We start from the raw sequence: 23,204 nt of genomic DNA, 5'->3' as shown, positions 1-23,204 counted from the left end.
GCGCCGTGCCGGGCCACCGCCGCGGTCCAGCCGGCCGGCCAGCCCGCGAGCCACGCCAGCGCGCGGGCGGCGGGCAACGCGACCGGGGCGACCGCAAGCGCCGCGAACCCGAGGACCGTGGCCGGTCCCACCGCCGGTTCCGCCAGCAGATTGCACGGCACCGCGACCAGGCTGAGGCGGGCCGACAGCAGCACGATCACCGGGCCGCACACCGCCTGCGCGGCCCCCGCCGCCGCCAGCGCCTCCGCCAGCCGCGGCGGCACCCCCTTGGCCCGTAACGCCTCGCTCCAGCGGGGCGCCAGCGTCAACAGCGCGCCCGTGGCGAGCACCGACAGCGCGAAGCCGTAGGAGCGGGCCAGCTCCGGCTCGTACAGCACCAGCAGCAGCACCGCCGCGGCCAGCGCCGGGAGCAGGGACCGGCGGCGGCCGGTGCCGATGGCCAGCAGCGTGATCAGCCCGCAGGCGGCGGCCCGCAACACGCTCGGGTCCGGTCGGCAGACCAGCACGAACCCGAGCGTCAGGCCCGTGCCGAGCAGCGCCGTCAGCCGGAGCGGCAGCCCCAAGGAGGCGGCCAGGCCCCGTCGTTCGGCCCTGATCGCCACGCCCGGCGGTCCGATCAGCAGGATCAGGACGATCGTGAGGTTGCCTCCGGAGACGGCCGTGAGGTGAGTGAGGTCGGTGGCCCGGAAGGCGGCCTTCAGGTCGGGTGTGAGGCCCGTGGTGTCGCCCACGACCAGCCCCGGCAACAGCGCTCGGGCGTCCGCGGGCAGCGGCCGGCTCGCCTCCCGCAGCCCCGCGCGGAGGCGGCCCGCGACACGCTGCGGCAGGCTCGGCGGTGCCAGGACGCGGGGCGGTCCCTGCACCGTGAGGAGGGCGGCGGCCCTGTCCCCCGGCCGGTCCGCCGGGGCCAGCCGGGCCGTGACCGCGATCCTCGTGGACGGCAGCAGCTTCAGCCACCTCCCGACGTCTCCCTCGGCCAGCACCACCACCGGCGTCCGGACGCGCGTGCCGTCGACCCGTAACGCCTCGCCCCCGACGACGGCCGTCCGTGGCGCCCGTGCAGCTCCCCGCACCCGTGGGCGGGCCTCCGCCGGGTCGCCTGTCACCCGTAGCTCGACCTCCGCCACCGCCCCGCGCTCGGCCATTCCCGCCACCGGCCCCCGATACCGGTCGGCCGCCCCGAGCACGGCCGCGCCCGCCCCCACCGCCCCGCACAACACCACCGCCGCCAGCGCCGCCCCCAACTCCCGCCGCCCGCCGCCCCTCACCCCGGCCGCCAGCAACAGCGCCGCCCCCGCGAGGATCGCCGCCAGCACCAGCCCGATCCCCACGCGCGTCCCCAGCCCCGGCCCGACCGCCGCCCCTCCCCACGCCGCCACCGCGGGGCCTGCCAACCGCCAGTCCGGCGGCCCCTCCTGCCGTGGGTTCGCGGCCCCGAGCCGCGAAGCCGCCGCCGCGTGCACAGCGGCCCGCCCGCTCGCCGCGGGTCCTGCGCCCCCGGTGTCGTCGCCGCGGGCCGCGAGGCGGGTCATGGGTGGACCAGGGGCTTGAGGGTGGTGAATTTGCGGTCACCGATGCCGGGGACCTGACGGAGCTGGTCGACGGAGGTGAAGGAGCCGTGCTGGGTGCGGAAGTCGAGGATGTGCTGGGCGAGGACGGGGCCGACGCCGGGCAGGGCGTCGAGTTGGGCGGCGGTGGCGGAGTTGAGGCTGACAGGGGAGCCGGGGACTGCCGCGGGGTCGCCGGGGACGGCCGGGGCACCGGGGGCCGGGGCAATGCCAACCAGGATCTGTTCGCCGTCGGTGAGGGGGCGGGCGAGGTTGAGGGTGCTGGTGTCCGTGCCGGGGAGGGCGCCGCCCGCGGCGGAGAGGGCGTCGGCGACGCGGGAGCCAGGAGGCAGGCGCCGTAGCCCCGGTTCGGCGACCTTGCCCGCGATGTCCACGGTGAGTTTCGGTGCGGGGGTCGTCGTGGGCGTCGAGGTCATGGCCGAGGCGCCGACTGCCGTCAGCGGCCTCCCCGACGACGACAGCGGTGGCGGCACCGCGATCGTGCGGGGGCGGCCCGCCACGAAGTGCTGCACCGCGAGGCCACCCGCGATGACCAGTACGGCCACCAGCGCCAGCACCGTCTTGAACTCCAGCCCGCAGCGGACGAAAAGCCAGGTGCGCAAGCGCCGTACCGGACCGGTCGGTTCCTCGGCCACCGCGGGCTGCTCGGACGCAGACAGCGGCAGCGGCGCAGGCGTGGGTTTAGGCGAGGGCTTAGACGTGGGCGCAGGCGCGGGCTTAGCCGTGGGCTCCGACAAGGACTCAGGCGCGGGCCCGGACCCTTCCGATGGTTCCAGCCGCGCCCCCGGCGGCCCTTCCCGCGCGCCGCGCTCCACCGCCGTACCGAACAGCGCGGCGGCGCGTTCACGCACCTCGGCCGGGTCGGGGCCGGACTTTCGTTGCGGACGGATGGCGGTGCGGATCGGTTCCAGAGAGTTCATGGGTCCGATGCTGGACCCGATCACCGCCGAAAGATGATCTTGGTCTGAATCTGTGGACAACTCGGCGATTGTGGATAACTCCGTCACCCGTGAGGGTGATTCAGGCCCCCGGCCGACGGACCCTCCGACCGCTCACACCACCGAAGTCCCCATCCCCCCGAGCCGCCCATGCCCCCGCGAGCACCCGCCCCGCTCAGTGCGGCGAAATGACGACCCCGAGCAGCCCCGGCCCGGTGTGCGCGCCGATCACCGCGCCCACCTCGCTGACCACCAGGTCGTCGAGGCCCGGCACCCGCTCCCGCAGCCGGTCCGCGAGGGCCGCCGCGCGGTCGGCGGAGGCGAGGTGGTGGACGGCGAGGGTCACCCGGCGGGTGCCCGCCTGCTCGACGACGATCTCCTCCAGCCGGGTGATCGCCTTGGAGGCCGTCCTGACCTTCTCCATCAGCTCGATCCGGCCGTCGACAAGGCGCAGCAGCGGCTTCACGGCCAGAGCCGAACCGAACAGGGCCTGGGCGGCGCCGATCCGGCCGCCCCGCCGCAGATAGTCGAGCGTGTCGACGTAGAAGTACGCGGAGGTGGCGTCGGCCCGCTTCTCCGCGGCGGCGACGACGTCGTCCGGGGTGCCGCCCGCTTCCGCCGTCTCGGCCGCCGCGAGGACGGTGAAGCCGAGCGCCATCGCGACCATTCCGGTGTCGACCACCCGCACCGGTACCGCCGCCTCCTTCGCCGCGAGCAGCGCCGCGTCGTAGGTGCCGGAGAACTCGCCGGACAGGTGGAGCGAGACGATCGCTTCCGCGCCCGCGTCGGCGACGGCCTCGTAGACGGCGGCGAATTCGGCCGGGGACGGGCGGGAGGTGGTGACCGGGTGGCGCCGCTGAAGGGCTCGCGCCACGGCGGGGGCGGAGATTTCGGTGCCCTCTTCGAGGGCTTCGTCGCCGATTACCACGGTGAGCGGCACGACGGAGATGTTGTGCCGGCGCACGGCCTCGGGGTGGAGGTAGGCCGTGGAATCCGTGACGATGGCGACATGCGGGGACATGACGGGGAGGTTACCGGTGCGCAGGTCGGGGCGGTACTCGGACCCTCATCGCCGGGCGGGCCAGTCTCCCCCTGCTACCGCGGGGAGGTGGCCCCGCAAACGCCGGACGGGCTGAATTCGGCTTCTGGCGCCCCGCCAAGGGCTTGCTCCTGGCACCCCGCCAAGGGGCCTACTCCGCTGTCGGGCTCAGCTTCGGCGGAGCCGTCGGCTCCCAGTGGCGGAGGGCGGCCGATTCGATGTCGATCTGGTGGCGGAGGGCGGTGAGGTCGTCGGAGGCGAACTGGTGGGCGCGGTCCTGGGCGGCCCAGCGCAGGGAGTCCGCGGAGTGGGTGATGCGGTGGGCGCGGGTGGAGAGCTCGGGGAGGAGCGCGGCGAGGCGGGCGCGGTCGGGCTCGCGCTCCAGGAGGGCCAGCTCGCGGTCGAGGGTGCGGGCGTGGTCGTTGAGGCGGGCCATGAGGGCGGCGGCCTCCGTGAGCGACGGATCGTGTTCGAGGGCACGGAAGGTGCTGTCGATGGCGGTGCGCAGGTCGATACGGAGCTGCGCGACCTGGCCCGCGGGGCCGGTGGTGGTGTAGCGGCGGGCCTTGAGCTGGGTGTCCTCGATGGTGCGGCGCGCCTGGGCCGAGGCGCGGGCGACACCGCGGCGCGCGGCGCGCACGGTCTTGACGGTGGCCACGACCCCGAGCGTGACGAAGGCGAGGAAGAGCACCAGGACGACGAAGCCTGCGATTTCCACGGGCGCTCTCCTCCAACCTCGAGTCCAACCTTGAATCCCGCCTTGAATCCCGCCTCGAACGGCGGACACTCCTCCCTCCACCGTAGACGTCTCCACCGTAAACGGGAGGGGCAGGCCACGGGATCCGGCCGATCCCCCAACCTGCCCCTTAAGGGTCGCACTCCGCGAAGCGGCGCCCCCTCCGAAGAAGCCGCGGCCTCAGACCACGATGTTGACCAGCTTCGGTGCCCGCACGATCACCTTGCGCACCGCCGCACCGCCCAGCGCCGCGACGACGGCCGGGTCGGCCAGCGCCTGGGCCTCCAGCTCAGTGTCGGAAATGGTCGGAGGAACCTCCAACCGTGCCCTGACCTTGCCCTTGATCTGGACGACGCACACGACGGCCTCGTCCTGCGCCAGGGCGGGGTCGGCGACCGGGAAGGGCTCGTGCACCAGGGAGGCGGTGTGGCCCAGCCTGCTCCACAGCTCCTCGGCGATGTGCGGGGCCAGGGGGGCGATCAGCAGCACCAGGGGCTCGGCGATGGCGCGCGGCACGGGGCCGCCCGTCTTCGTCAGGTGGTTGTTCAGCTCGGTGATCTTGGCGATGGCGGTGTTGAAGCGCAGGCCCGCCATGTCGCCGGTGACACCGTCGATCGCCTTGTGCAGCGCGCGCAGCGTGGTCTCGTCGGGCTCGGCCTCGGAGACGGTCACCGCGCCGGTGGCCTCGTCCACGACGTTGCGCCACAGGCGCTGCAGCAGCCGGTACTGGCCGACGACCGCGCGGGTGTCCCAGGGGCGGGAGACGTCCAGCGGGCCCATCGCCATCTCGTACAGGCGCAGGGTGTCGGCGCCGTATTCGGCGCAGATCTCGTCGGGGGTGACGGCGTTCTTCAGGGACTTGCCCATCTTGCCCAGCACACGGCTGACCGGCTGGTCCTGGTAGAACCAGCCGCCGTCGCGTTCCTCGACCTCGACGGCGGGCACCGCGATGCCGCGCGCGTCACGGTAGACGAACGCCTGGATCATGCCCTGGTTGAACAGCCGGTGGAACGGCTCGACGGACGAGACGTGGCCCAGGTCGTGCAGCACCTTGTGCCAGAAACGGGCGTACAGCAGGTGCAGCACGGCGTGCTCGGCGCCGCCGACGTACAGGTCGACGCCGCCCGCGGGCTGCCCCTCGCGCGGGCCCATCCAGTACTGCTCGATGGCCGGGTCGACCAGCCGCTCGCTGTTGTGCGGGTCCAGGTAGCGCAGCTCGTACCAGCACGAACCGGCCCAGTTGGGCATGGTGTTGGTCTCGCGGCGGTACGTGCGGACGCCGTCGCCCAGGTCCAGCTCGACCGTCACCCAGTCCTCGTTGCGCGACAGCGGCGGCTCGGGGGAGGTGTCCGCGTCGTCGGGGTCGAAGGTGCGGGGGCTGTAGTCGTCGACCTCGGGCAGGGCGACGGGCAGCATCGAGTCGGGCAGCGCGTGCACGACGCCGTCCTCGTCGTAGACGACCGGGAAGGGCTCGCCCCAGTAGCGCTGGCGGCTGAACAGCCAGTCGCGCAGCCGGTAGTTGACGGTGCCCTCGCCGATGCCGCGGTCGGCCAGCCAGGCGGTGATCACGGCCTTGGCGTCGGTCACGCCCAGGCCGTCCAGCGACACACCGGAGCCGACGGAGTTGACGAGCGTCGCGTCGTACGAAGCGAAGGCGTCGTCCCACTGGGCCGGGTCGGTGCCGCGGCCGTCGGTGGGCGCCACGACGCAGCGCATCGGCAGCTCGAAGGCGCGGGCGAAGGCGAAGTCGCGGACGTCGTGGGCGGGCACGGCCATGATGGCGCCGGTGCCGTAGCCCATCAGCACGTAGTCCGCGATGAAGACGGGGACATTCTCACCGCTGACGGGGTTTACGGCGAAGGCGCCGGTAAAGACGCCGGTCTTCTCCTTGGCGTCGGCCTGCCGCTCCACATCGGACTTCGAGGCGGCGAATTTACGGTACGCGGCGACGGCCTCCGCGGGCGTGGCGTGGCCGCCGGTCCACACTTGGTGGGTGCCCTCGGGCCAGGCGTCGGGGACGATCGCGTCCACCAGGTCGTGCTCGGGGGCCAGCACCATATAGGTGGCGCCGAACAGCGTGTCCTGACGGGTGGTGAAGACGGTGATCGGGCGGTCGGCGCCGGCCACGGGGAAGTCGACGCGCGCGCCTTCGCTGCGCCCGATCCAGTTGCGCTGCTGCTGCTTGATGGCCTCGGGCCAGTCCAGCAGGTCCAGGTCGTCCAGCAGCCGGTCGGCGTACGCGGTGATGCGCATCATCCACTGGCGCAGATTGGCCTTGAAGACGGGGAAGTTGCCGCGCTCGGAACGGCCGTCGGCGGTGACCTCCTCGTTGGCCAGCACGGTGCCCAGTCCTGGGCACCAGTTGACCGGCGACTGGGCGACGTACGCCAGCCGGTGGCCGTCCAGGACACCGGCGCGCTCGGCGACGGTCAGCTCCGCCCACGCGCGGCCGTCGGGGGTCGTGCGGACGCCGCCCTCGTACTGCTCGACCAGCTCGGTGATCGGGCGGGCGCGGGCGGCCTCCTCGTCGTACCAGGAGTTGAAGATCCGCAGGAAGATCCACTGGGTCCAGCGGTAGTACCCGGGGTCGATCGTGGCGAAGGAGCGGCGCTTGTCGTGGCCCAGGCCCAGCCGCCGCAGTTGCGCCGTCATCGTGACGATGTTGGCCTCGGTGGTGACCCGCGGGTGGGTGCCGGTCTGTACGGCGTACTGCTCTGCGGGCAGGCCGAAGGCGTCGAAGCCCAGGGTGTGCAGCACATTGTGGCCGGTCATCCGCTGGTGGCGGGCGTAGACGTCGGTCGCGATGTAGCCCAGCGGGTGGCCGACGTGCAGTCCCGCGCCCGAGGGGTACGGGAACATGTCCATGATGAATTTCTTGGGGCGCGCGGCCGTCTCGGGGTCGCCGTCCAGGTCGCCGCTCGGGTTGGGCGCCTCGTAGGTGCCGTGGGCCTGCCAGAAGTCCTGCCAGCGGCCCTCGATGTCCGCGGCCAGGTCGGCCGTGTAGCGGTGGGGCGCAGCCGTCTCGGCGGCCGGGGTGATCTCGCTCATCGTCCTCGGTACTCCATCGATGTCTTGACGGCTGCGGCCCGGAAGCCTGCTGCCCGTCGCTGCCTGCGGAAACAAAAAAGCCCCTCGCGCAGGAGGGGTGCCGCACTGACGGGGTTCTCGGTCAGCGCGGCTCGCTAAGCAGGAGGCTCACAGCTCGCATGGCATCAGGTTACCGCAGCGGGGGCGGGGCCCGCACCGAGGATCGCTCCCCGGTACGGGCCCCGCCGTGCCGTCAGGAACGTCAGTGCTTGTTCTTCTTCGGCGGCAGGTACGACTTCACGTAGTCGGCACCCGGGGTGCCGACGCCGGTGACGTCGTCGTAGCCGACCGTGGCGTGCAGCGACGCGTCCGCACCGAGGGTACGGAGCGAGGTGATCGTGCCGTCCGAGGCGTCGAAGGCGTTCGCGAAGTCGACACGCACGACGGCGAGACCCTGGCCCTGGCCCAGCGGGTGGTCGGTCACGTCGTGGTACGCGGACGTGCCGTACTTGTTGTAGATGAGCGGGTTGGCGAAGCCGATCGCGATGCCGTTACGGGCCTGCTGGGACAGCGCCTGGACGCCCGCGATCACCGGCGCGGCGAGCGAGGTGCCGCCGATCCGGTACTCGCTGTACTGGAGCGACCCGTCGGGGAACGTCTGGGTCTGGCCGACGAGGAAGCCGGTGTTCGGGTCGGCGACCGCGGCGATGTCGGGCTCGACACGCTGCTTGACGGTGCCGCCGTTGGCGAGCGCCAGCGAGTCGGGTACGACGCCGCGCTGGTAGTACGGCTGCGCGTACAGCTTGCTGGTGCCGCCGCCCGCGCCCGAGGTGTACGGGCCGGGCAAGCCCACCCAGGACTTGCCGTCGGCCGACAGCGGGGCGCGCTCGGTGCCCCAGCCGGTCTCCCACTTGTACTTGTCGTTCTTGCCGACCGCCAGCGAGGTGCCGCCGACGGAGGTGGCCCAGTCGGAGTTTCCGGGGGTGTCGGCCTGCTTCACACCGGTCGAGGCGACGTTGTCGCCCGCGTCGCCGGAGGAGAAGTAGAAGCCGATGCCCTCGACAGCGCCCTGCTGGAAGACCTGGTCGTAGGCCGCGGCCACGTCCGGGGTCTCGTTGGCCTCGACGTCGCCCCACGAGTTGGAGACGATGTCGGCCAGGTGGCCGTCCACGACCTTGTTGAGCGTGTCGAGGAAGTCGTCGTCGTAGCAGGAGGCCGCGCCGAGGTAGACGATGTTCGCGTCGGGCGCGACCGCGTGCACGGCCTCGACGTCGAGCGTCTCCTCGCCGTACCAGCCGGACGCGCCGCACTCGTCGGTGTTGGTGAACTCGCTCGGCAGGACCTGCGAGAGCTGGCCCTTCTTGTACTTCTGGTCGCCGTTGCGCTTGGCGTACTTCGAGGCGTCGGCGGCGATGGTCGGCGAGGCGTACGCGTCGGTGATGGCCACCGTCACGCCCTTGCCGGTGTACTTGCCCGCGCCGTACGCGGCACGGAGCTGCTCACCGGTGTAGCCCTTGATCGCGTAAGGCGCCTTGGTGCCGTACGCGTTGGGGAGCTTGTTGTTGGTGTTCGAGCCGTAGTACGTGGAGAAGGGTCCGGCGTTCTTGAAGACCGCGTCCGGAGGCGGCAGCGTGTCGTCGTGGCTGGACTTCTTGGGTGCGTTGTCCAGGCCGGTGACGGTCAGCACCGCGCCCTTGAGCGAGGCGGGCGCGGACGCCGTGGTCGCCGGGGCGTGGTAAGTGTGGCCCGCCTTGGAGTAGTTGTGGAGCTGGGTGCCGAAAGCCTTCTCCGCGGCGGCCACGTCACCGGTCACGGCGATGTAGTGCTGGGAGGTCGCGGTCACCTTCAGGCCGGAGGACTTCAGCCAGTCGGTGACCTCGGCTATCTGGGCCTTCGTCGCACCGTAGCGCGACTGGGTCTGCGCGGTGGTCAGGTAGTGACCGTAGTCAGCCGAGTTCGGGTCGGAGACGGACTTGGCGTAGGCCGCGAGGCCCTTGGCGTCCCGTCCGGCCAGATAGACGCGGACGGACACCTTGCCGGTGTTCGCGGTCGCGCCCTTGTCTGCCTGGGTGGTGGCCCACTGCGGCTTGGTGCCGGAGAGGAGTTGGCGTCCGCTGGGCTGGTCGGCCGTGGCGGACTGGGTGCCAAGCGCGAGCGCGCCGGCGACCAGGGGCAGCGCGGCGGCCGCTACCAGTCCCACACGCGTTCTCTTGCGCTCAAATCTCATGAAACCCCCATGCGAAGCGAGTTGTCGCGAAGTACGGCGTCGCCGCTATGCGTACGGCTGGTACCGCAGAGCGACACTCTTTCGCTGATCGGTTCATGTCAGGGGCATGGTTTTCCCAAGAGCAGGTCAAGGAACGGTAGCCACCGCCCGTCGTGCGTATGGCCGTTCAGGTCGCGTGCCCGATCGGGCACGGGGCCCGTCGGGGCCGCCCGCCCGGTCAGGCGGGGTGCTCGTCCAGCTTCTGGAACAGCCGGTGGAAGCGCAAGGTCGATCCCGCGGGAACGTCGGGAAGTTCACGCGACCGCAACCGCCAGGCGGCCACGACCGCGGCCGTCAACTCCGTACGGCAGGTGTCGCGGTCCATCTCCGGCACGCCCTGACTCTTGGCGTAGGAGCGGTACATGACCATGTCCCGCTCGGTACGCGGGCTGACCGGCCAGCCGCGCAGCAGCGTCTCGACCGCGCGCACCCCGCGCGCGAACCGCTCGTCCCCGGTGCGCGCGGCGAGCGCCTTGAACCCCGGTACGAAACCGGCCATCCGCCACTCGACGTCCCGCTCGTCGCGCAGCGGATCGGCCCACGCCAGGTCGGCCAGCGACACCGCGGTGAGCCAGCAGGCGATCTCGGGACGGCCGGACTTGCCCTCCGCGATCGACCACTCGTAGAAGAACCGCCGGGCCGCCTCACGGGAGTTGACCATCGTACGGATCCGGCCGACATGCTCCCGCGCGACCGCCGTCAGCTCCTCGTTCATGGCGTTGTGGCGCAGCACCACGACGAGGTTGACCACCCGGCGCAGGTCGTCGGGCTCCTCCTCCACGGCCGCGCGGGCGGAGCCGATCGCGTACTCCGGCGAGCTGCTCAGCTTCTGCGACATGTACCTGAACTCCTTGGCGTCCAGGCCGCTTCCTGGTCTGGTCGCCACGCGGATGCCGACGCGGGTCAGGCGCGCGTAGATGTCCTTCATGTCGACGCCGAGGCTGCGCGCGACGCGCAGCGCCGACTCGGCGACCGCGCGGTGCCTGACCAGCAGCCGGTCGCCCGCGCGGGCCGCCGCCGCCTCCTCGCCGAGCGGGATGACGATCTCCTCCTCGACCTGGCTCACGTCGATGTTCAGCGCCTCCGCGAGCAGCCGCGGCGACATCTCCCGCACATTGATGCCGTGCAGGGCCGCGATCATGAAGAAGGCGTACGCGAGGGTTCGGCCGTTGCTCAGCGGGTAGTGGACCAGGCGTCCCAGCATCTGCTGCACATGGCCGTCCAGCCGGTCGCCGACGCGGACCCGGAGCATGCCGCCGAGCAGCGCGCCGTCCTCCATGCTGGCCTCCTCGCCGCGGACCGCCGCCAGCAGCGCCGCCACGCGGTCCTCGACCTGGTTGTACGAGGCGAGCTGGCCGAGCGCCTGCGACCGCGTCCACGCCTCGACGATCTCCCGCGCGTCCAGGCCGTCCTTGCCGAGGCCGCGCAGGGCGATCCGCTTCGGCGTGACGTTCAGCGTGTTCCACGGCAGCGAGTCGGCCCTGACGGCCCGCCAGTCGGTGTCCCGCGCGGCCAGCAGGAAGTGCAGGTCCGAGCGGCCCTCGAGCCGCCGCAGGACGTCGAAGCAGCCGGTCGCGATCTTCTCCGCGTCGTCCGAGACGAAGAGCGTGTTGCGGTCCGGGTCCAGCTCCGCGATCCACTTCAGGTCCAGGGTGTCGCCGGAGTCCCGCCAGTACACCCGCCAGTCCTCGTGGCTGCTCGCGAGATCGACGGCGACCTGCCGGATCAGCGTCGACTTGCCCTCGCCGCTCGGACCCACCACCAGGTGCACGGTGCTCGCCGAGCCGCGCTCGTACAGCAGATTCCCGGTGACACGTGAGACCGCCTCGCGGCGCGGCACGTCCGCCAGCACCGTCTCCCAGGTCGGCAGGGCACCGTCGAAGTAGCGGACCAGACTCTCCCGTGAGACCTCGCGCCGACCGGCGAGGAACTCACGGTCGATCAACTGCCAGTCCAGCTGGTCCAAGAGGTCTCTCCCCCGTCGCTTCCGCCCTGTGCGCCCAGGGTAGTTGACCAGCCGTCAGGCCGGTCAGGCGACGGATCCCTCGGCCGGTCCCGAAGACCGGTCCCGAGGCTGATCCGAGCCGGGCCCCGGAGCCGCGCCCCGCGGGCGCCGGTGGGAGCCGGCCGCCGCGCAACGGAAAAGAGCGAGATCCGTCCGCCTTCCGCGGACAGGTCTCGCTCTCTCACGCGTGGAGCTACGGGGAATTGAACCCCGGACCTCTTGCATGCCATGCAAGCGCTCTACCAACTGAGCTACAGCCCCGCGTGGTGTCGGGCGGTGGGCCCGGCGACTCGGGATACATTACACGGCCGCGGGCCGGGACCGCCAACTCGTTTCCGGCCGGCGGCGGGCCTCCGACCTCGGGGTTCTGTGACGGCGGGAGGAGCGTGGTGGCGTGGGCGCGGTACGGCGGCGGCGGGCGGCGGCGGTGACCGCGGCCGGGGTCGGCTGCCTCGGGTCCTTCGCCGGGTTCTGGGCGGCGCAGCGCGGCGCGCACGTGTCGATGATCGACCTCATGGTGTACCGGGCCGAGGGCCGGACGGTACGCGGCGGCGGTGACCTGTACGCGATGCGGGCGACGTACGCGCGGCTGCCGACGACGTATCCGCCGTTCGCCGCGCTGCTGTTCGTGCCGCTGACGTGGCTGCGGCCCGGGGCGATGCGGACGGCGGCGACGGCCGGGAATCTGCTGCTGCTGGTGGCGCTGGTCGCGCTGTCGCTGCGGCTGGCCGGCCGTCCGGTACGCGCGCCGCGGGCCGCGGTGGTGCTCGCCGTGGCCGCGGCGGCGGTGTGGTGCGAGCCGGTGTGGACGACCCTGCGGTACGGGCAGGTCAATCTGCTGCTCGCGGTGCTGGTGCTGTGGGACCTGACCCGCCCCGCGGCGCACCGCTGGGCCGGGGCCGGGATCGGGGTCGCCGCCGGGATCAAGCTGACGCCCGCGCTCTTCGCCGTCTTCCTGGCCGTGGCGGGGGCGGCGGCGCTGCGCCGGGAGGGAAGCGGCGCACCCTATGTGCGTCGCGCACTGGTGGCCGGCGGCGCCTTCGCCGGTACGGCCGCGGTCGCGGCGCTCGCGCTGCCGTACGACTCGCGGCGGTTCTGGACCGGGGTGGTGCTCGCGCCGGACCGGGCCGGCTTCGGGGAGGACACCGCCAACCAGTCGCTGCGCGGGGTGGTCGCCCGGTTCCAGCACACCGGGGACCCGGGGACGGTCTGGCTGGTGGCCGCCGCCGTGGTGGGTCTGGCCGGGCTCGCGGTGGCCGTCGCGGCGCTGCTGGCCGGGGACCGGCTGCCGCACGGGCCCGCGTGGGCGGCGGTGGCCTGTGCGATGACGGCGCTGCTGGTCAGTCCGGTGTCGTGGTCGCACCACTGGGTGTGGGCGGTGCCGATACTGGTGCTGCTCGGCTCCGAGGCGCTGGGCCGCAAGGACGGGCGGTGGGCGGCCGGGACGGCCGCGGCCTGCGGTCTCTTCTGCTCCTTCGCGCTGTGGGCGGTGCCGCACGGCCCCGGACGGCCCGAGCTGCGGCAGAGCGGGCCGCAGATACTGCTGTCGGCCGGTTATCCGCTGGCGGCCGTGGCGTTCCTGGCGCTGGCGGGCACACTGGCGGTCCGCGCGCTGTACACCATGCCCTCCAGGCGCGTGTCAACCGCCGAAAGCCGTCTTCCGGCGCCGATTCCGGCTTCGCCTCCCGATTCCGCGCCGCCCCTGGTCACGGCCCCCGCCCCGGCCCCGGCCGCTCCGGCCGGAAGTTCATGAATCCTCAACATTTCCGGGGCGGATCCCCGGCTACGGTGGCTTTCGGCCGACTACGAGCCCCGCCGCCGGACGAGCCTGGAGACCGCCTTGACCACCGCGTTCGACCCCCTCGACCTCGGCGGTGTGCGGCTGCCGAACCGTATCGCCATGGCACCGATGACCCGCAGCAGGGCGTACGGTCCCGGACTCGCCCCGACCGACGCCGCCGTGCGCTACTACGCGCAGCGCGCCTCCGCCGGGCTGATCGTCACCGAGGGCACCCAGCCCTCCCCCGTCGGCCAGGGCTATCCCGACACTCCCGGTCTGCACAGCGACGAGCAGATCGCCGCCTGGCGCCGGGTCACCGACGCGGTGCACGCGGCGGGCGGCCGGATCTTCGCGCAGCTCATGCACACCGGCCGGATCGGCCACCCGTCGCTGCTGCCCGACGGCCTCGTACCGGTCGGCGCCTCGGCCGTCGCCGCCCGGGGCACGGTCTACACGCAGGACGGGCCGAAGGAATTCGTCGTCCCCGAGGAGCTGACCGAGGACGGCATCCGGCAGACCGTCGCCGACCACGCCGCCGCGGCCCGCAACGCGATCACGGCGGGCTTCGACGGTGTCGAGGTGCACGCGGCCAACGGCTATCTGGCGCACCAGTTCCTCGCGCCCAACTCCAATGTGCGCACCGACGACTGGGGCGGCTCCCCCGAGCGTCGGATACGTTTCGCGGTCGAGCTGGTCACGGCGGTGGCCGGGGCGATCGGCGCCGACCGTACGGGCCTGCGCGTCTCGCCCGGCAATCCGCTCGGCGACCTCCACGAGCCGGAGCCGGGACCGACGTATGTCGCGCTGGTCCAGGCGATCGAGGCGGTCGGCCCCGCGTATCTGCATCTCATCGAGAACGACGACCGGGCGCTCACCCTGGAGCTGCGCAAACGCTTCTCCGGCGCCCTCATGCTCAGCGCCCGCACGGTCGGCCGCCCTTCGGGCCCGGAGGAGCTGGCACTGATCGAGGACGGCACCGCCGACCTGCTCTCGTACGGCGCACTCTTCCTCGCCAACCCCGACCTGCCGCGCAGGCTCCGCGCGGGCGGACCGTTCAACACCCCGGACCGGGCCACGTACTACGGCGGCGACGAGCGCGGCTACACCGACTACCCGTTCCTGGACGCCGACGATGCGGACGACGCAGACGACGCGGAGGCCGCAGAAGCCGCGCAGGCCGCGCACGACGCGTAGGACGCCACAGGCGCAGGCCACGCGGGAGGGCCGGAACGGAAGAATCCCGCTCCCCCAGTGAGGGAACGGGATCTTCGTACGTCGCGTGTGGAGCTACGGGGAATTGAACCCCGGACCTCTTGCATGCCATGCAAGCGCTCTACCAACTGAGCTACAGCCCCGCGTCGGCGCGGGTTTCCCGGCGACGAGAAGAAGCATAGCCGGTGAGCGCGCCGGAAACGAAATCCGCTGCACCGCCGCGCGAGGGAGCGCTCAGGTGTCGTCGCCGAGGACCGGTTCCGGCAGTGTGCCCGCATTGTGCTCAAGGAGCCGCCAGCCGCGGGCGCCCTCGCCGAGGACGGACCAGCAGCAGTTCGTCAGGCCGCCGAGCGACTCCCAGCTCGTGGACTCCAGGCCGAGCAGCCGTCCGATGGTGGTGCGGATGGTGCCGCCGTGGCTGACGACGACGAGGACGCCGTCGTCGGCGAGCTTGTCGGCGGCGGTCAGCACCACGGGGGCGGCCCGGTCGGCGACCTCGGTCTCCAGCTCGCCGCCGCCGCGCCGCACCGGCTCGCCGCGCTTCCAGGCCGCGTACTGCTCGCCGTAGCGCTCGACGATCTCGGTGTGGGTCAGGCCCTGCCAGGCTCCGGCGAAGGTCTCGCGCAGGCCCTCGTAGTGCGTGACCGGCAGGTGGGTCACCGCGGCCAGCTCCGCGGCGGTGCCCGCGGCCCGGCGCAGGTCGGAGGCGATGATCGCGTCCGGCCGCAGCGCCGCGAGCAGCCGGGCGGCGCGGCGCGCCTGCGCGGTGCCCTCGGCGGTCAGCTCGATGTCGGTGTTGCCCTGGAAGCGCTGTTCGAGATTCCAGGCCGTCTGGCCGTGCCGCCAGAGCACGATCCGGCGGCCACGGCCGCCCCTGTTCCCGTTCAGTTCAGGTCTCCCTCGTCCTGCGCCTCCCGCGCCTGGGCGTGCTCGGCACCCTTGCCGCGGGTCGCGACCGCGTCCTGCGGCAGTTCGATCTCCGGGCAGTCCTTCCACAGCCGCTCCAGGGCGTAGAAGACCCGCTCCTCGGAGTGCTGCACGTGCACCACGATGTCGATGTAGTCGAGCAGCACCCAGCGGCCGTCCCGCTCGCCCTCGCGCCGTACCGGCTTGGCGTCCAGCTCCTTGGCCAGGGTCTCCTCGATGCCGTCGACGATGGCCTTGACCTGTCGGTCGTTGGGCGCGGAGGCCACCAGGAAGGTGTCGGTGATGGAGAGGACGTCGCTGACGTCGTAGGCGATGATGTCGTGCGCGAGCTTGTCGGCCGCGGCCTGGGCGGCGGTACGGGTCAGCTCGATGGAACGGTCCGTGGCGGTCACTGAGGAGACTTTCGGGTCGGGGGCTGGTCACCCAAGGGTCTCACGACCCTCGGACAGCCCCCGACCCGTTTTCGATCACCGCGCGCCGGTCACCGCGCGGCGGGCTGCCGTGTGCCGGTCACCGCGCGGCGGGCTGCCGCGCCCCGGTCGCCGGCGGACGGGGCCCGTGGCAGGTGCTCACTGGCCCGTCTGTTTGTAGTCCTTGCCGAGCACCACCGAGATGTCCGCGGTCGCCGGCACCGTGCCCTTCTTCACCGCGCTCGCGGGCAGCCCCAGTGTGGACGCGACGTCCTTGGCCGCGGCCAGCCGCGCGTCGTCGCCGTAGAGGATCTGCGAGAGAGCCTGGGTCTTGTCCGCCGCGCCGCCCGGCACATAGGTGTACGTGCCGCCGTTGACGATCGCGGCCTGCGCCATCGGGCCCGACTTCTGGTCGCCGGTGGCGTCCTTGATCTGCACCCGGGCCTGCGCGGTCGCGTCGGAGGTCTTGACCGTGCCGCCGAGGATGTCCTTGACGACGCTGTCACTGGTCTTCGCGGTGAGCGTGCCGTCCTTCTGCACCGGCAGCATCGCCGTGTCGTACGCGCCGGTCTTGGCCAGCTCCGCGAGCTGCGCGAGCGACGCGCCGAGCTGCTGGTCGGTCAGCGACGGGTCGAGGATCTGGGCCAGCGACTGGACGGTCTTGGTCGCGGACGGCGCGTCGCTGGGCATCTTCTTCAGCAGCGCCTGCATGACCTGCCCGAACCGGCTGAGCTGCTTGGTCTGCGGCTCGCCCGGCGCGAGGTAGGTGGCGTACGCAACGGCCGCCTGGCCGGTCAGCTCGGTCTGCTTGCCCTGCCGGACCAGCGTCTTGCCCTTGTCCTTGCCGGTGCCCTTCACCTCGGCGTCGGTGTCGACGTAGACGTCGCCGAGCGAGTCGACCAGCAGTTCCAGATACGGGGTGTCCAGCCGCCACGTGCCCTTGATGTCGGAGCCGAGCAGCGAGTTGAGTGCGTCCCTGGTCGGGCCGACGCCGTCGCCGACCGCCTTGTCCAGGGTGGTCGACGTGCCGTCCTCGGTGGTGACGTTGAGGGAGTTGGGCAGCAGGACCGTCGTGCCGCGGCCCTTGGTCTCGTTGTCCACCAGCAGCGCGGTGGCGGGCGCGCCCTTGTCGACCGGCACGAGGTGGACGACTATCACGTCGCGCTTCTGCGCACCGCCCGCCGCCGCGGCCGGGCCCTTCGAGTCGCCGAGGCCGGGCAGTTGGCCCGCCTGCCACAGGTAGCCGACGCCGCCGAGCATCGCCAGCACGACCAGCAGGATCAGGCCGACCTTGCGGTTCTTGCCGCGCCGCTTGGCCTCCTCGCGGCGCTCGGTGCGCGACTCGGAGAACTTCAGCCAGTCGATGACCTCCTCCGACTCCTCCGACTCCTCGTCGATGAAGGCGAACTGCTCGGTCAGATACTGCCCGTCGGGCCCCTTCGCCCCGCCCGCGGCGGCCGGCGCCTGCCGCGTCCCGGGCTCCTCGTGGAAAACCTGCTGTTGCCCGGTGTCGTACACGGGCTGCTGCCCGGTCTCGTACACGGCGTGCTGGCCGGTGTCGTAAACCGGTTGTTGGCCGGTCTCGTAGACCGGCTGCTGACCGGTGTCGTAGACGGGCTGCTGCTGACCGGTGTCGTAGACCGCGTGCTGGCCGGTGTCGTACACGGGGGGCTGCTGGCCGGTCTCGTAGCCGGTGTGCTGGCCGGTGTCGTACGCCTGCGGCTGCCCAGCGCCGTAACCCTGGCCCTGACCCTGGCCCGGCGCCTGGCCCTGGCCGTGTCCGTAGCCGCCGGGGCCCGGTCCCTGTTCGTAGTACGGCTGTTGCGGCTGCTGCGGGATCCAGCCCTGCTGCTGGCCGACGTAGGTCTGCGAGGGGTCGCCGTAGTACGGGTCCTGGTAACCGGGGTGCGGCTGCTGCTGGGGGACGTGCGGCGGTGCCTGCTGAGCGGCCTGTTGCTGCGGCTGCTGCCCCTGTTGCTGCTGTGCGGGATGGGGCTGTGCGTACGGGTCGTAACCGTAGGACTGCTGCTGGTAGTAGGGGTCTTGCGCGTAAGGGTCTCTCTCGTTCTCAGGACCGCCCTCGGCTTGCTGCCAACGGGGGTTTGCGTCGTTCACGAGGAACCCCTTCACGTGGTTCGTTGCGGAGCTACCCGGTCGCGTCCCGGTACAGCGCGCGTTTGTCGATGTAGCGCACTACACCGTCCGGAACCAAGTACCAGACAGGATCCCCCTTGGCCACCCGTTGGCGGCAGTCCGTGGAGGAGATCGCCAGCGCCGGGACCTCCATGAGCGAGACCCCGCCCTCGGGGAAGCCCGGGTCCGACAGAGTATGCCCGGGGCGTGTGACCCCGATGAAGTGCGCGAGGGAGAAAAGCTCCTCCGCGTCCCGCCAGGAGAAGATCTGCGAGAGCGCGTCGGCACCGGTGATGAAGAACAGCTCGGCGCCGGGATGCTCGGCACGCAGGTCGCGCAGGGTGTCGATGGTGTACGTCTTGCCCGCGCGGTCGATGTCGCTGCGGCTGACCGAGAACTGCGGGTTGGACGCGGTGGCGATCACCGTCATCAGGTAACGGTCCTCGGCGGCGGACACCTGCTGGTCGCTCTTCTGCCACGGCTGGCCGGTCGGCACGAAGACCACCTCGTCGAGGTGGAAGAGACTGGCCACCTCGCTGGCCGCGACCAGGTGCCCGTGGTGGATGGGGTCGAAGGTGCCGCCCATCACCCCGATGCGGTGCTTCGCGTCCGGCACGGTCAGTCCCGGTTGAAGCGGGTCACGATCCACAGCAGGAGCAGCAGGGCGCCGAGAGCGCCGAAGCCGGTCAGGTACGGGCTGAGGCTGTTGTGGTTGCCGCCCCCCTCGGCGAGTGTGGTCAGGGCGGAGGCTGCGTTGTACGACATGATCAGCGGGACCCTTTGCGATATCGGGGACGGGGGAGAAGACTCTCGGCACATCGTACGGGCGGGCGGAAGGGAACTTCGCGCAGGCTCCGCGCGTCCAGAGTATGTACCGGTTGGCTATCAGGGGGTTGGGCCAGTATGTCCGTGCCGAATGGACCGAACGACACGCAGGACGGTCAGAAGAACCTGCCGGGGCGCAACCGCAAGCGCTTCCCCGGCATCTCGTCGCGGGCGTACGAGCACCCGGCCGACAAGTCCGCGCTGGTGGCGCTCCGCAAGCTCAGCGGCTTCGACACGGTCTTCAAGGCGCTCAGCGGTCTGCTGCCCGAGCGGTCACTGCGGCTGCTGTTCCTGTCGGACTCGGTGCGGGTCGGCGACGAGCAGTTCGCGCATCTCAACGCGATGCTGCGGGACGCCTGTTACATCCTGGACATGGAAAAGGTCCCGGCGATGTACGTGACGCAGGACCCGCAGCCCAACGCGATGTGCATCGGCATGGACGAGCCGATCATCGTGGTCACCACCGGCCTGGTCGAGCTGCTCGACGAGGAGGAGATGCGGGCGGTCGTCGGCCACGAGGTGGGCCACGCGCTGTCCGGCCACTCGGTGTACCGGACGATACTGCTGTTCCTCACCAGCCTGGCCTTGCGCGTGGCGTGGATCCCGCTGGGCAATCTGGCGATCCTGGCGATCGTCACCGCGCTGCGCGAGTGGTTCCGCAAGTCGGAGCTGTCCGCGGACCGCGCCGGTCTGCTGGTCGGTCAGGACGTGCAGGCGTCGATGCGCGGCCTGATGAAGATCGCGGGCGGCAACCATCTGCACGAGATGAACGTGGACGCGTTCTTGAAGCAGGCCGACGAGTTCGAGGCGGCGGGCGATCTGCGCGACTCGGTGCTGAAGATCCTCAATGTGCTGCCGCGCAGCCACCCGTTCACCACGGTGCGCGCCGCCGAGCTGCGCAAGTGGGCGGGCAGCCGGGACTACCAGCGGCTGATGGACGGCCACTACCCGCGGCGCGAGGAGGACAAGGACACCTCGGTGTACGACTCCTTCAAGGAGTCCGCGGCGCATTACGCCGATACGGTGAAGAGCAGCAAGGACCCGCTGATGGGGCTGATCCGGGACATCTCGTCCGGGGCGGGCGACATCGGCGGCAAGCTGCGCGACCGCTTCACAGGCTCGGGCTCGACGAACGGGGCGGCGGAGGCGTCAGAAGGCTCGGGCGACTCGCCCGAGGACTCGGGGCCGCCGTCCGAGCCGCAGCCGGGGATGGGCTGACCGAGGGGCTTCCCTGCGCGCCGGGCGCGCCCGTGGCGCCCCGCGGCAGCCAGGTGGCGTTCGGCCGCACGCCCGGCCCCGTCGCGCTCGCGGTGGCCGGCGGCTGCCCGGAGGTGGCGTCGGTCAGCGGGGCGCAGACCGCGCCGACCGGCCGGTCGTGGCGGTACGGATCGGCTCCGGAGACCGCGCCGGGCGCCGTCTGCCCGGCCAGTATCGGCCGGAAGTAGTTCTGTACGGCCGCGCCGCAGGCCAGCGGTCCCGCCGCCACATCGGCCTGGACGACCTGGATCTGGCGCTGGCGCAGGTCGGCGTGGCTGAAGTGGAAACGCATCTGGCGGCGCACGGTGAACAGCGATACGGCGTTGTCGGCGAATCCCGGCCGGTACAGCGCGTAGACGAAGGTGTGGTCCGCGGCGATCTCCAGCTCGTCGTCGCCGGTCTCGATGGCGTCCAGGGTGCCCTGCACGCGGATGCCGTCCCGGACCAGCCGCACCCGCGCCGCCGGGTCGAAGCGGACCAGCCAGCCGGTCGCCTCGTGGGTGCCGTCGGTGTACGGCCGGCTCAGGCTGCTGTCGAACTGGTCGAGCTGCCCGGGGTCGAGCAGGGCGCGGACACTGCTCACATCGCCGCCGGTGACCGTCTCCTGACTGATAGACGAGTCGGTCAGATAGAGCTTCGCGGTACTGAACGCCTGCGTCACCTCGCCCACGCCGAAGTCGCCGATCCGGTGGATCGCGGGCATCGTGATGCCCTCGGCGCCGACCCGGTACGCCTCCGCGCGCTGTCCGCGGAAGGGCGCGGTCGCGGAGACCGAGGCGACCTTGCCGGACGGGACCAGCGGGATGACGGTGGCCCTGAGCTGTTCCGTGGCGTCCTGGCCGCGGCCCTTGTAGGGGTGCCTGACGCCCATGTAGATGGCGAAGCCGAACGCGACGACGATGAGCGTGATGAGGGCGACCGCCTGCCGGGCGAGGCCGCGCGGCAGCGCGTGCCGGACGCGGACCGCGCGGTCGGCGTCGTCCAGCCGCTCCTGGGCGGAGAACTCCTGGATGCGGGCAGCCCGGACGAACGACTCGTCGAACACGACGGATCGGTACTCGTCCTCACCGCCTCCGGGGACGCCCTCGGGCGTGCCCTCAGGAGGATTTCCAGGCCCGCTCATATCACAAGGTTAAGTCTCTGGGCGTGCGAATAAACGCCCTGGTACCGGTCAACTTATGACAGGAGATCAGGGAAGCCGGTTCGCGGCGACCGGAGGCAGGCTGCTCTGCGTGCCGACCGGGCCGCTGGACGGCGGGGGGACCACCGGTGGTCGGGTCGCGCCGCCCGCGCCGCGGTAGACCGCGGCGAAGGTCAGGGCGACCACCCCTATGCCCATGACCACGGCCAGGGCCCAGGCCACCGGACGGTGCCAGCGGGTACTGCTCCCGCGGTACGGCCGTCCGGCCGGGTAGAGGTCGTCGGAATCCGGTACTCCCGCTTCGTCCAGTTCGGGGACAGCGGCGTGAGCACCGGCTCGGTTCCGACCCGGCCAGCCGGGCGGTAGCGCGGGACCTTCGGCGACGGCAAGCATCCGTTCCTTGGCCGAGGGCTCATGGAACAGAGCGGACCGTACGAATTCTTCGTCGAGGACTACGGAGGCGAACTCGTCATCGTCCGGCATCTGTCCAGAGTAATGCGGAAGTTGGTCCTTTGGGCAGGGGAATCCGGACTGTCTGTGGGCCGTCCGGAGGACGCTTCCGCGGGTCGGCGGGTGTCAGCGGATGTGTCCGTCACCCGTGACGACGTACTTGGTGGAGGTCAGTTCCGGCAGTCCCATGGGGCCGCGGGCGTGCAGTTTCTGGGTCGAGATGCCGATTTCGGCGCCGAAGCCGAACTGGCCGCCGTCCGTGAACCGGGTCGAGGCGTTGACCAGCACCGCGGCGGCGTCCACCCGCTGGGTGAAGCGGCGGGCGGCGGCCTGCGAGGACGTCACGATCGCCTCGGTGTGGCCGGAGGACCACAGCCGGATGTGCTCGACGGCCGCGTCCAGGCTCTCCACGACCCCGGCGGCGATGTCGTAGGACAGATACTCCGTCTCCCAGTCCTCCGCGGTGGCGGGCACGACGGTGGCCTTGCTGCCGCTGCTCTCAGCCAGCGCCTGCACCCGCGGGTCGCCGTGCACGGTGACCCCGGCCTCGGCGAGCGCGTCCAGCGCGCGCGGCAGGAAGCGGTCGGCGATGTCGCGGTGCACCAGCAGGGTCTCCGCCGAGTTGCAGACGCTGGGGCGCTGTGCCTTGGAGTTGACCAGCACCTCGACGGCCATGTCGATGTCGGCCTCGGCGTCCACGTAGACATGGCAGTTGCCGGTGCCGGTCTCGATCACCGGAACGGTGGAACCCTCGACGACGGTACGGATCAGGGCGGCGCCGCCGCGCGGGATCAGCACGTCGACCATGCCGCGGGCGCGCATCAGCTCGGTGACGGACTCGCGGCTCTCGCCGGGCACAAGCTGGACGGCGTCGGCGGGCAGTCCCGCGCCGCCGACCGCGTCGCGCAGCACGGTGATGAGCGCGGTATTGGAGGCGTACGCGGAGGAGGAGCCACGCAGCAGCACCGCGTTCCCCGACTTCAGGCAGAGCGCGGCGGCGTCGACCGTCACGTTGGGCCTGGCCTCGTAGATGATGCCGACGACACCGAGCGGGACGCGGACCTGCCGCAGCTCCAGGCCGTTGGGCAGGGTGGAGCCGCGCAGCACCTCGCCGACCGGGTCGGGCAGCCCCGCCACGTGCCGGACGTCGGCGGCGATGGCCGCGACCCGCTCGCGGGTGAGGGTGAGGCGGTCCACGACGGTGTCGCCGGTGCCGGCGGCGCGGGCCCGCGCCACGTCCTCGGCGTTGGCCGCGATGATCTCCTGGGTGCGGACGATCAGCGCGTCCGCGATGGCCAGCAGGGCGTCGTCCTTGACGGACCGCGGCAGCGGGGCCAGGTCCGCGGCGGCGGCCCGCGCGCGGTACGCGGCGAGCAGCACGGGGGACTTGGGCAGCGGCGAGGGCAGCGGCGGGTGGGTCATGGAAGCAGGGTACCGGCCCGCCAACGGCCGGTCGGCAGGTCCCGCGACAGTGCCCGCGGGGGGTCCGC

18 protein-coding genes and 2 tRNA genes are annotated in these 23,204 nt (G+C 72.0%); 3 read left to right on the top strand and 17 right to left on the bottom strand.

Annotated elements, in window-relative coordinates; genetic code table 11:
- The 8 genes from BGM09_RS20615 to BGM09_RS20580 form a co-directional block, all read right to left on the bottom strand.
- A partial coding sequence (locus BGM09_RS20615) for a ComEC/Rec2 family competence protein (protein WP_188283130.1) occupies positions 1-1,532 on the bottom strand: 1,532 nt, incomplete at its 3' end.
- On the bottom strand, positions 1,529-2,170 hold the full coding sequence (locus tag BGM09_RS20610; protein WP_223187342.1) for a ComEA family DNA-binding protein: 642 nt from the start codon (positions 2,168-2,170) through the stop codon (positions 1,529-1,531). The genes BGM09_RS20610 and BGM09_RS20615, both read right to left, overlap by 4 nt.
- Positions 2,171-2,681: 511 nt before the next feature.
- Complete coding sequence (locus BGM09_RS20605; RefSeq protein ID WP_188283128.1) at positions 2,682-3,527, bottom strand: DegV family protein; 846 nt, start codon at positions 3,525-3,527, stop codon at positions 2,682-2,684.
- Positions 3,528-3,696: 169 nt separating this feature from the next.
- A complete protein-coding gene (locus BGM09_RS20600) occupies positions 3,697-4,263 on the bottom strand; it encodes a hypothetical protein (protein ID WP_188283127.1) in 567 nt (188 codons plus the stop codon).
- A 198-nt stretch (positions 4,264-4,461) separates the two neighbouring features.
- Positions 4,462-7,329 carry a leucine--tRNA ligase gene (gene leuS / locus BGM09_RS20595; protein WP_188283126.1) on the bottom strand — a complete coding sequence of 956 codons (2,868 nt, stop codon included), beginning with the start codon at positions 7,327-7,329 and terminating at the stop codon, positions 4,462-4,464.
- A gap of 241 nt (positions 7,330-7,570) precedes the next feature.
- A complete protein-coding gene (locus BGM09_RS20590) occupies positions 7,571-9,535 on the bottom strand; it encodes a protease pro-enzyme activation domain-containing protein (RefSeq protein WP_188283125.1) in 1,965 nt (654 codons plus the stop codon).
- A 217-nt stretch (positions 9,536-9,752) separates the two neighbouring features.
- A complete protein-coding gene (locus tag BGM09_RS20585; protein WP_188283124.1) occupies positions 9,753-11,540 on the bottom strand; it encodes a hypothetical protein in 1,788 nt (595 codons plus the stop codon).
- Positions 11,541-11,767: 227 nt separating this feature from the next.
- Positions 11,768-11,840 (bottom strand) — tRNA-Ala (locus BGM09_RS20580).
- Positions 11,841-11,973: 133 nt separating this feature from the next.
- On the opposite strand from BGM09_RS20580, the gene BGM09_RS20575 reads away from it, so the two are divergent.
- Together BGM09_RS20575 and BGM09_RS20570 are read left to right on the top strand one after the other, a co-directional pair.
- Positions 11,974-13,332, top strand: a complete 1,359-nt coding sequence (locus BGM09_RS20575; protein WP_317452799.1) for a glycosyltransferase 87 family protein — start codon at positions 11,974-11,976, stop codon at positions 13,330-13,332.
- A gap of 87 nt (positions 13,333-13,419) precedes the next feature.
- Positions 13,420-14,553 carry an alkene reductase gene (locus BGM09_RS20570; protein ID WP_188283123.1) on the top strand — a complete coding sequence of 378 codons (1,134 nt, stop codon included), beginning with the start codon at positions 13,420-13,422 and terminating at the stop codon, positions 14,551-14,553.
- Between the two features lie 88 nt (positions 14,554-14,641).
- On the opposite strand, the gene BGM09_RS20565 is transcribed toward BGM09_RS20570, so the two are convergent.
- The 6 genes from BGM09_RS20565 to BGM09_RS20540 form a co-directional block, all read right to left on the bottom strand.
- Positions 14,642-14,714, bottom strand: a tRNA-Ala gene (locus BGM09_RS20565).
- Positions 14,715-14,805: 91 nt separating this feature from the next.
- On the bottom strand, positions 14,806-15,459 hold the full coding sequence (locus BGM09_RS20560; protein ID WP_188283133.1) for a histidine phosphatase family protein: 654 nt from the start codon (positions 15,457-15,459) through the stop codon (positions 14,806-14,808).
- Entirely contained in the window at positions 15,456-15,890 is a 435-nt protein-coding gene (gene rsfS / locus BGM09_RS20555; RefSeq protein ID WP_188283122.1) for a ribosome silencing factor, read from the bottom strand. The genes BGM09_RS20560 and rsfS overlap by 4 nt, the downstream gene beginning before the upstream one ends.
- Positions 15,891-16,067: 177 nt before the next feature.
- A complete protein-coding gene (locus BGM09_RS20550) occupies positions 16,068-18,023 on the bottom strand; it encodes an LCP family protein (RefSeq protein ID WP_188283121.1) in 1,956 nt (651 codons plus the stop codon).
- 31 nt (positions 18,024-18,054) lie between these two features.
- Positions 18,055-18,663, bottom strand: a complete 609-nt coding sequence (nadD, locus tag BGM09_RS20545) for a nicotinate-nucleotide adenylyltransferase (protein ID WP_411158342.1) — start codon at positions 18,661-18,663, stop codon at positions 18,055-18,057.
- A complete protein-coding gene (locus tag BGM09_RS20540) occupies positions 18,660-18,806 on the bottom strand; it encodes a hypothetical protein (protein WP_188283119.1) in 147 nt (48 codons plus the stop codon). The genes nadD and BGM09_RS20540 overlap by 4 nt, the downstream gene beginning before the upstream one ends.
- Positions 18,807-18,950: 144 nt before the next feature.
- Here BGM09_RS20540 and BGM09_RS20535 point away from each other — a divergent pair, with 144 nt between their 5' ends.
- Positions 18,951-20,084: a M48 family metallopeptidase gene (locus tag BGM09_RS20535; protein ID WP_317452797.1), complete on the top strand. Its 1,134-nt coding sequence runs from the start codon at positions 18,951-18,953 to the stop codon at positions 20,082-20,084.
- On the opposite strand, the gene BGM09_RS20530 is transcribed toward BGM09_RS20535, so the two are convergent.
- From BGM09_RS20530 to BGM09_RS20520, 3 genes are all read right to left on the bottom strand, one after another.
- On the bottom strand, positions 19,978-21,246 hold the full coding sequence (locus tag BGM09_RS20530; protein WP_188283117.1) for a hypothetical protein: 1,269 nt from the start codon (positions 21,244-21,246) through the stop codon (positions 19,978-19,980). The two genes, BGM09_RS20535 and BGM09_RS20530, sit on opposite strands and share 107 nt — an antisense overlap.
- Positions 21,247-21,312: 66 nt before the next feature.
- A complete protein-coding gene (locus BGM09_RS20525; protein ID WP_188283116.1) occupies positions 21,313-21,747 on the bottom strand; it encodes a hypothetical protein in 435 nt (144 codons plus the stop codon).
- A 93-nt stretch (positions 21,748-21,840) separates the two neighbouring features.
- The gene (locus BGM09_RS20520; RefSeq protein ID WP_188283115.1) at positions 21,841-23,136 is read right to left on the bottom strand and encodes a glutamate-5-semialdehyde dehydrogenase; all 1,296 of its coding nucleotides are present in this window, start codon (positions 23,134-23,136) and stop codon (positions 21,841-21,843) included.
- Positions 23,137-23,204 lie beyond the last annotated feature (68 nt).

It is taken from the genome of Streptomyces sp. CBMA29 (genome assembly GCF_014596445.1).
Lineage (GTDB): Bacteria > Actinomycetota > Actinomycetes > Streptomycetales > Streptomycetaceae > Actinacidiphila.
Note: the sequence above shows the minus strand (reverse complement) of the source record. Positions and strands in the feature narration are given on the sequence as shown.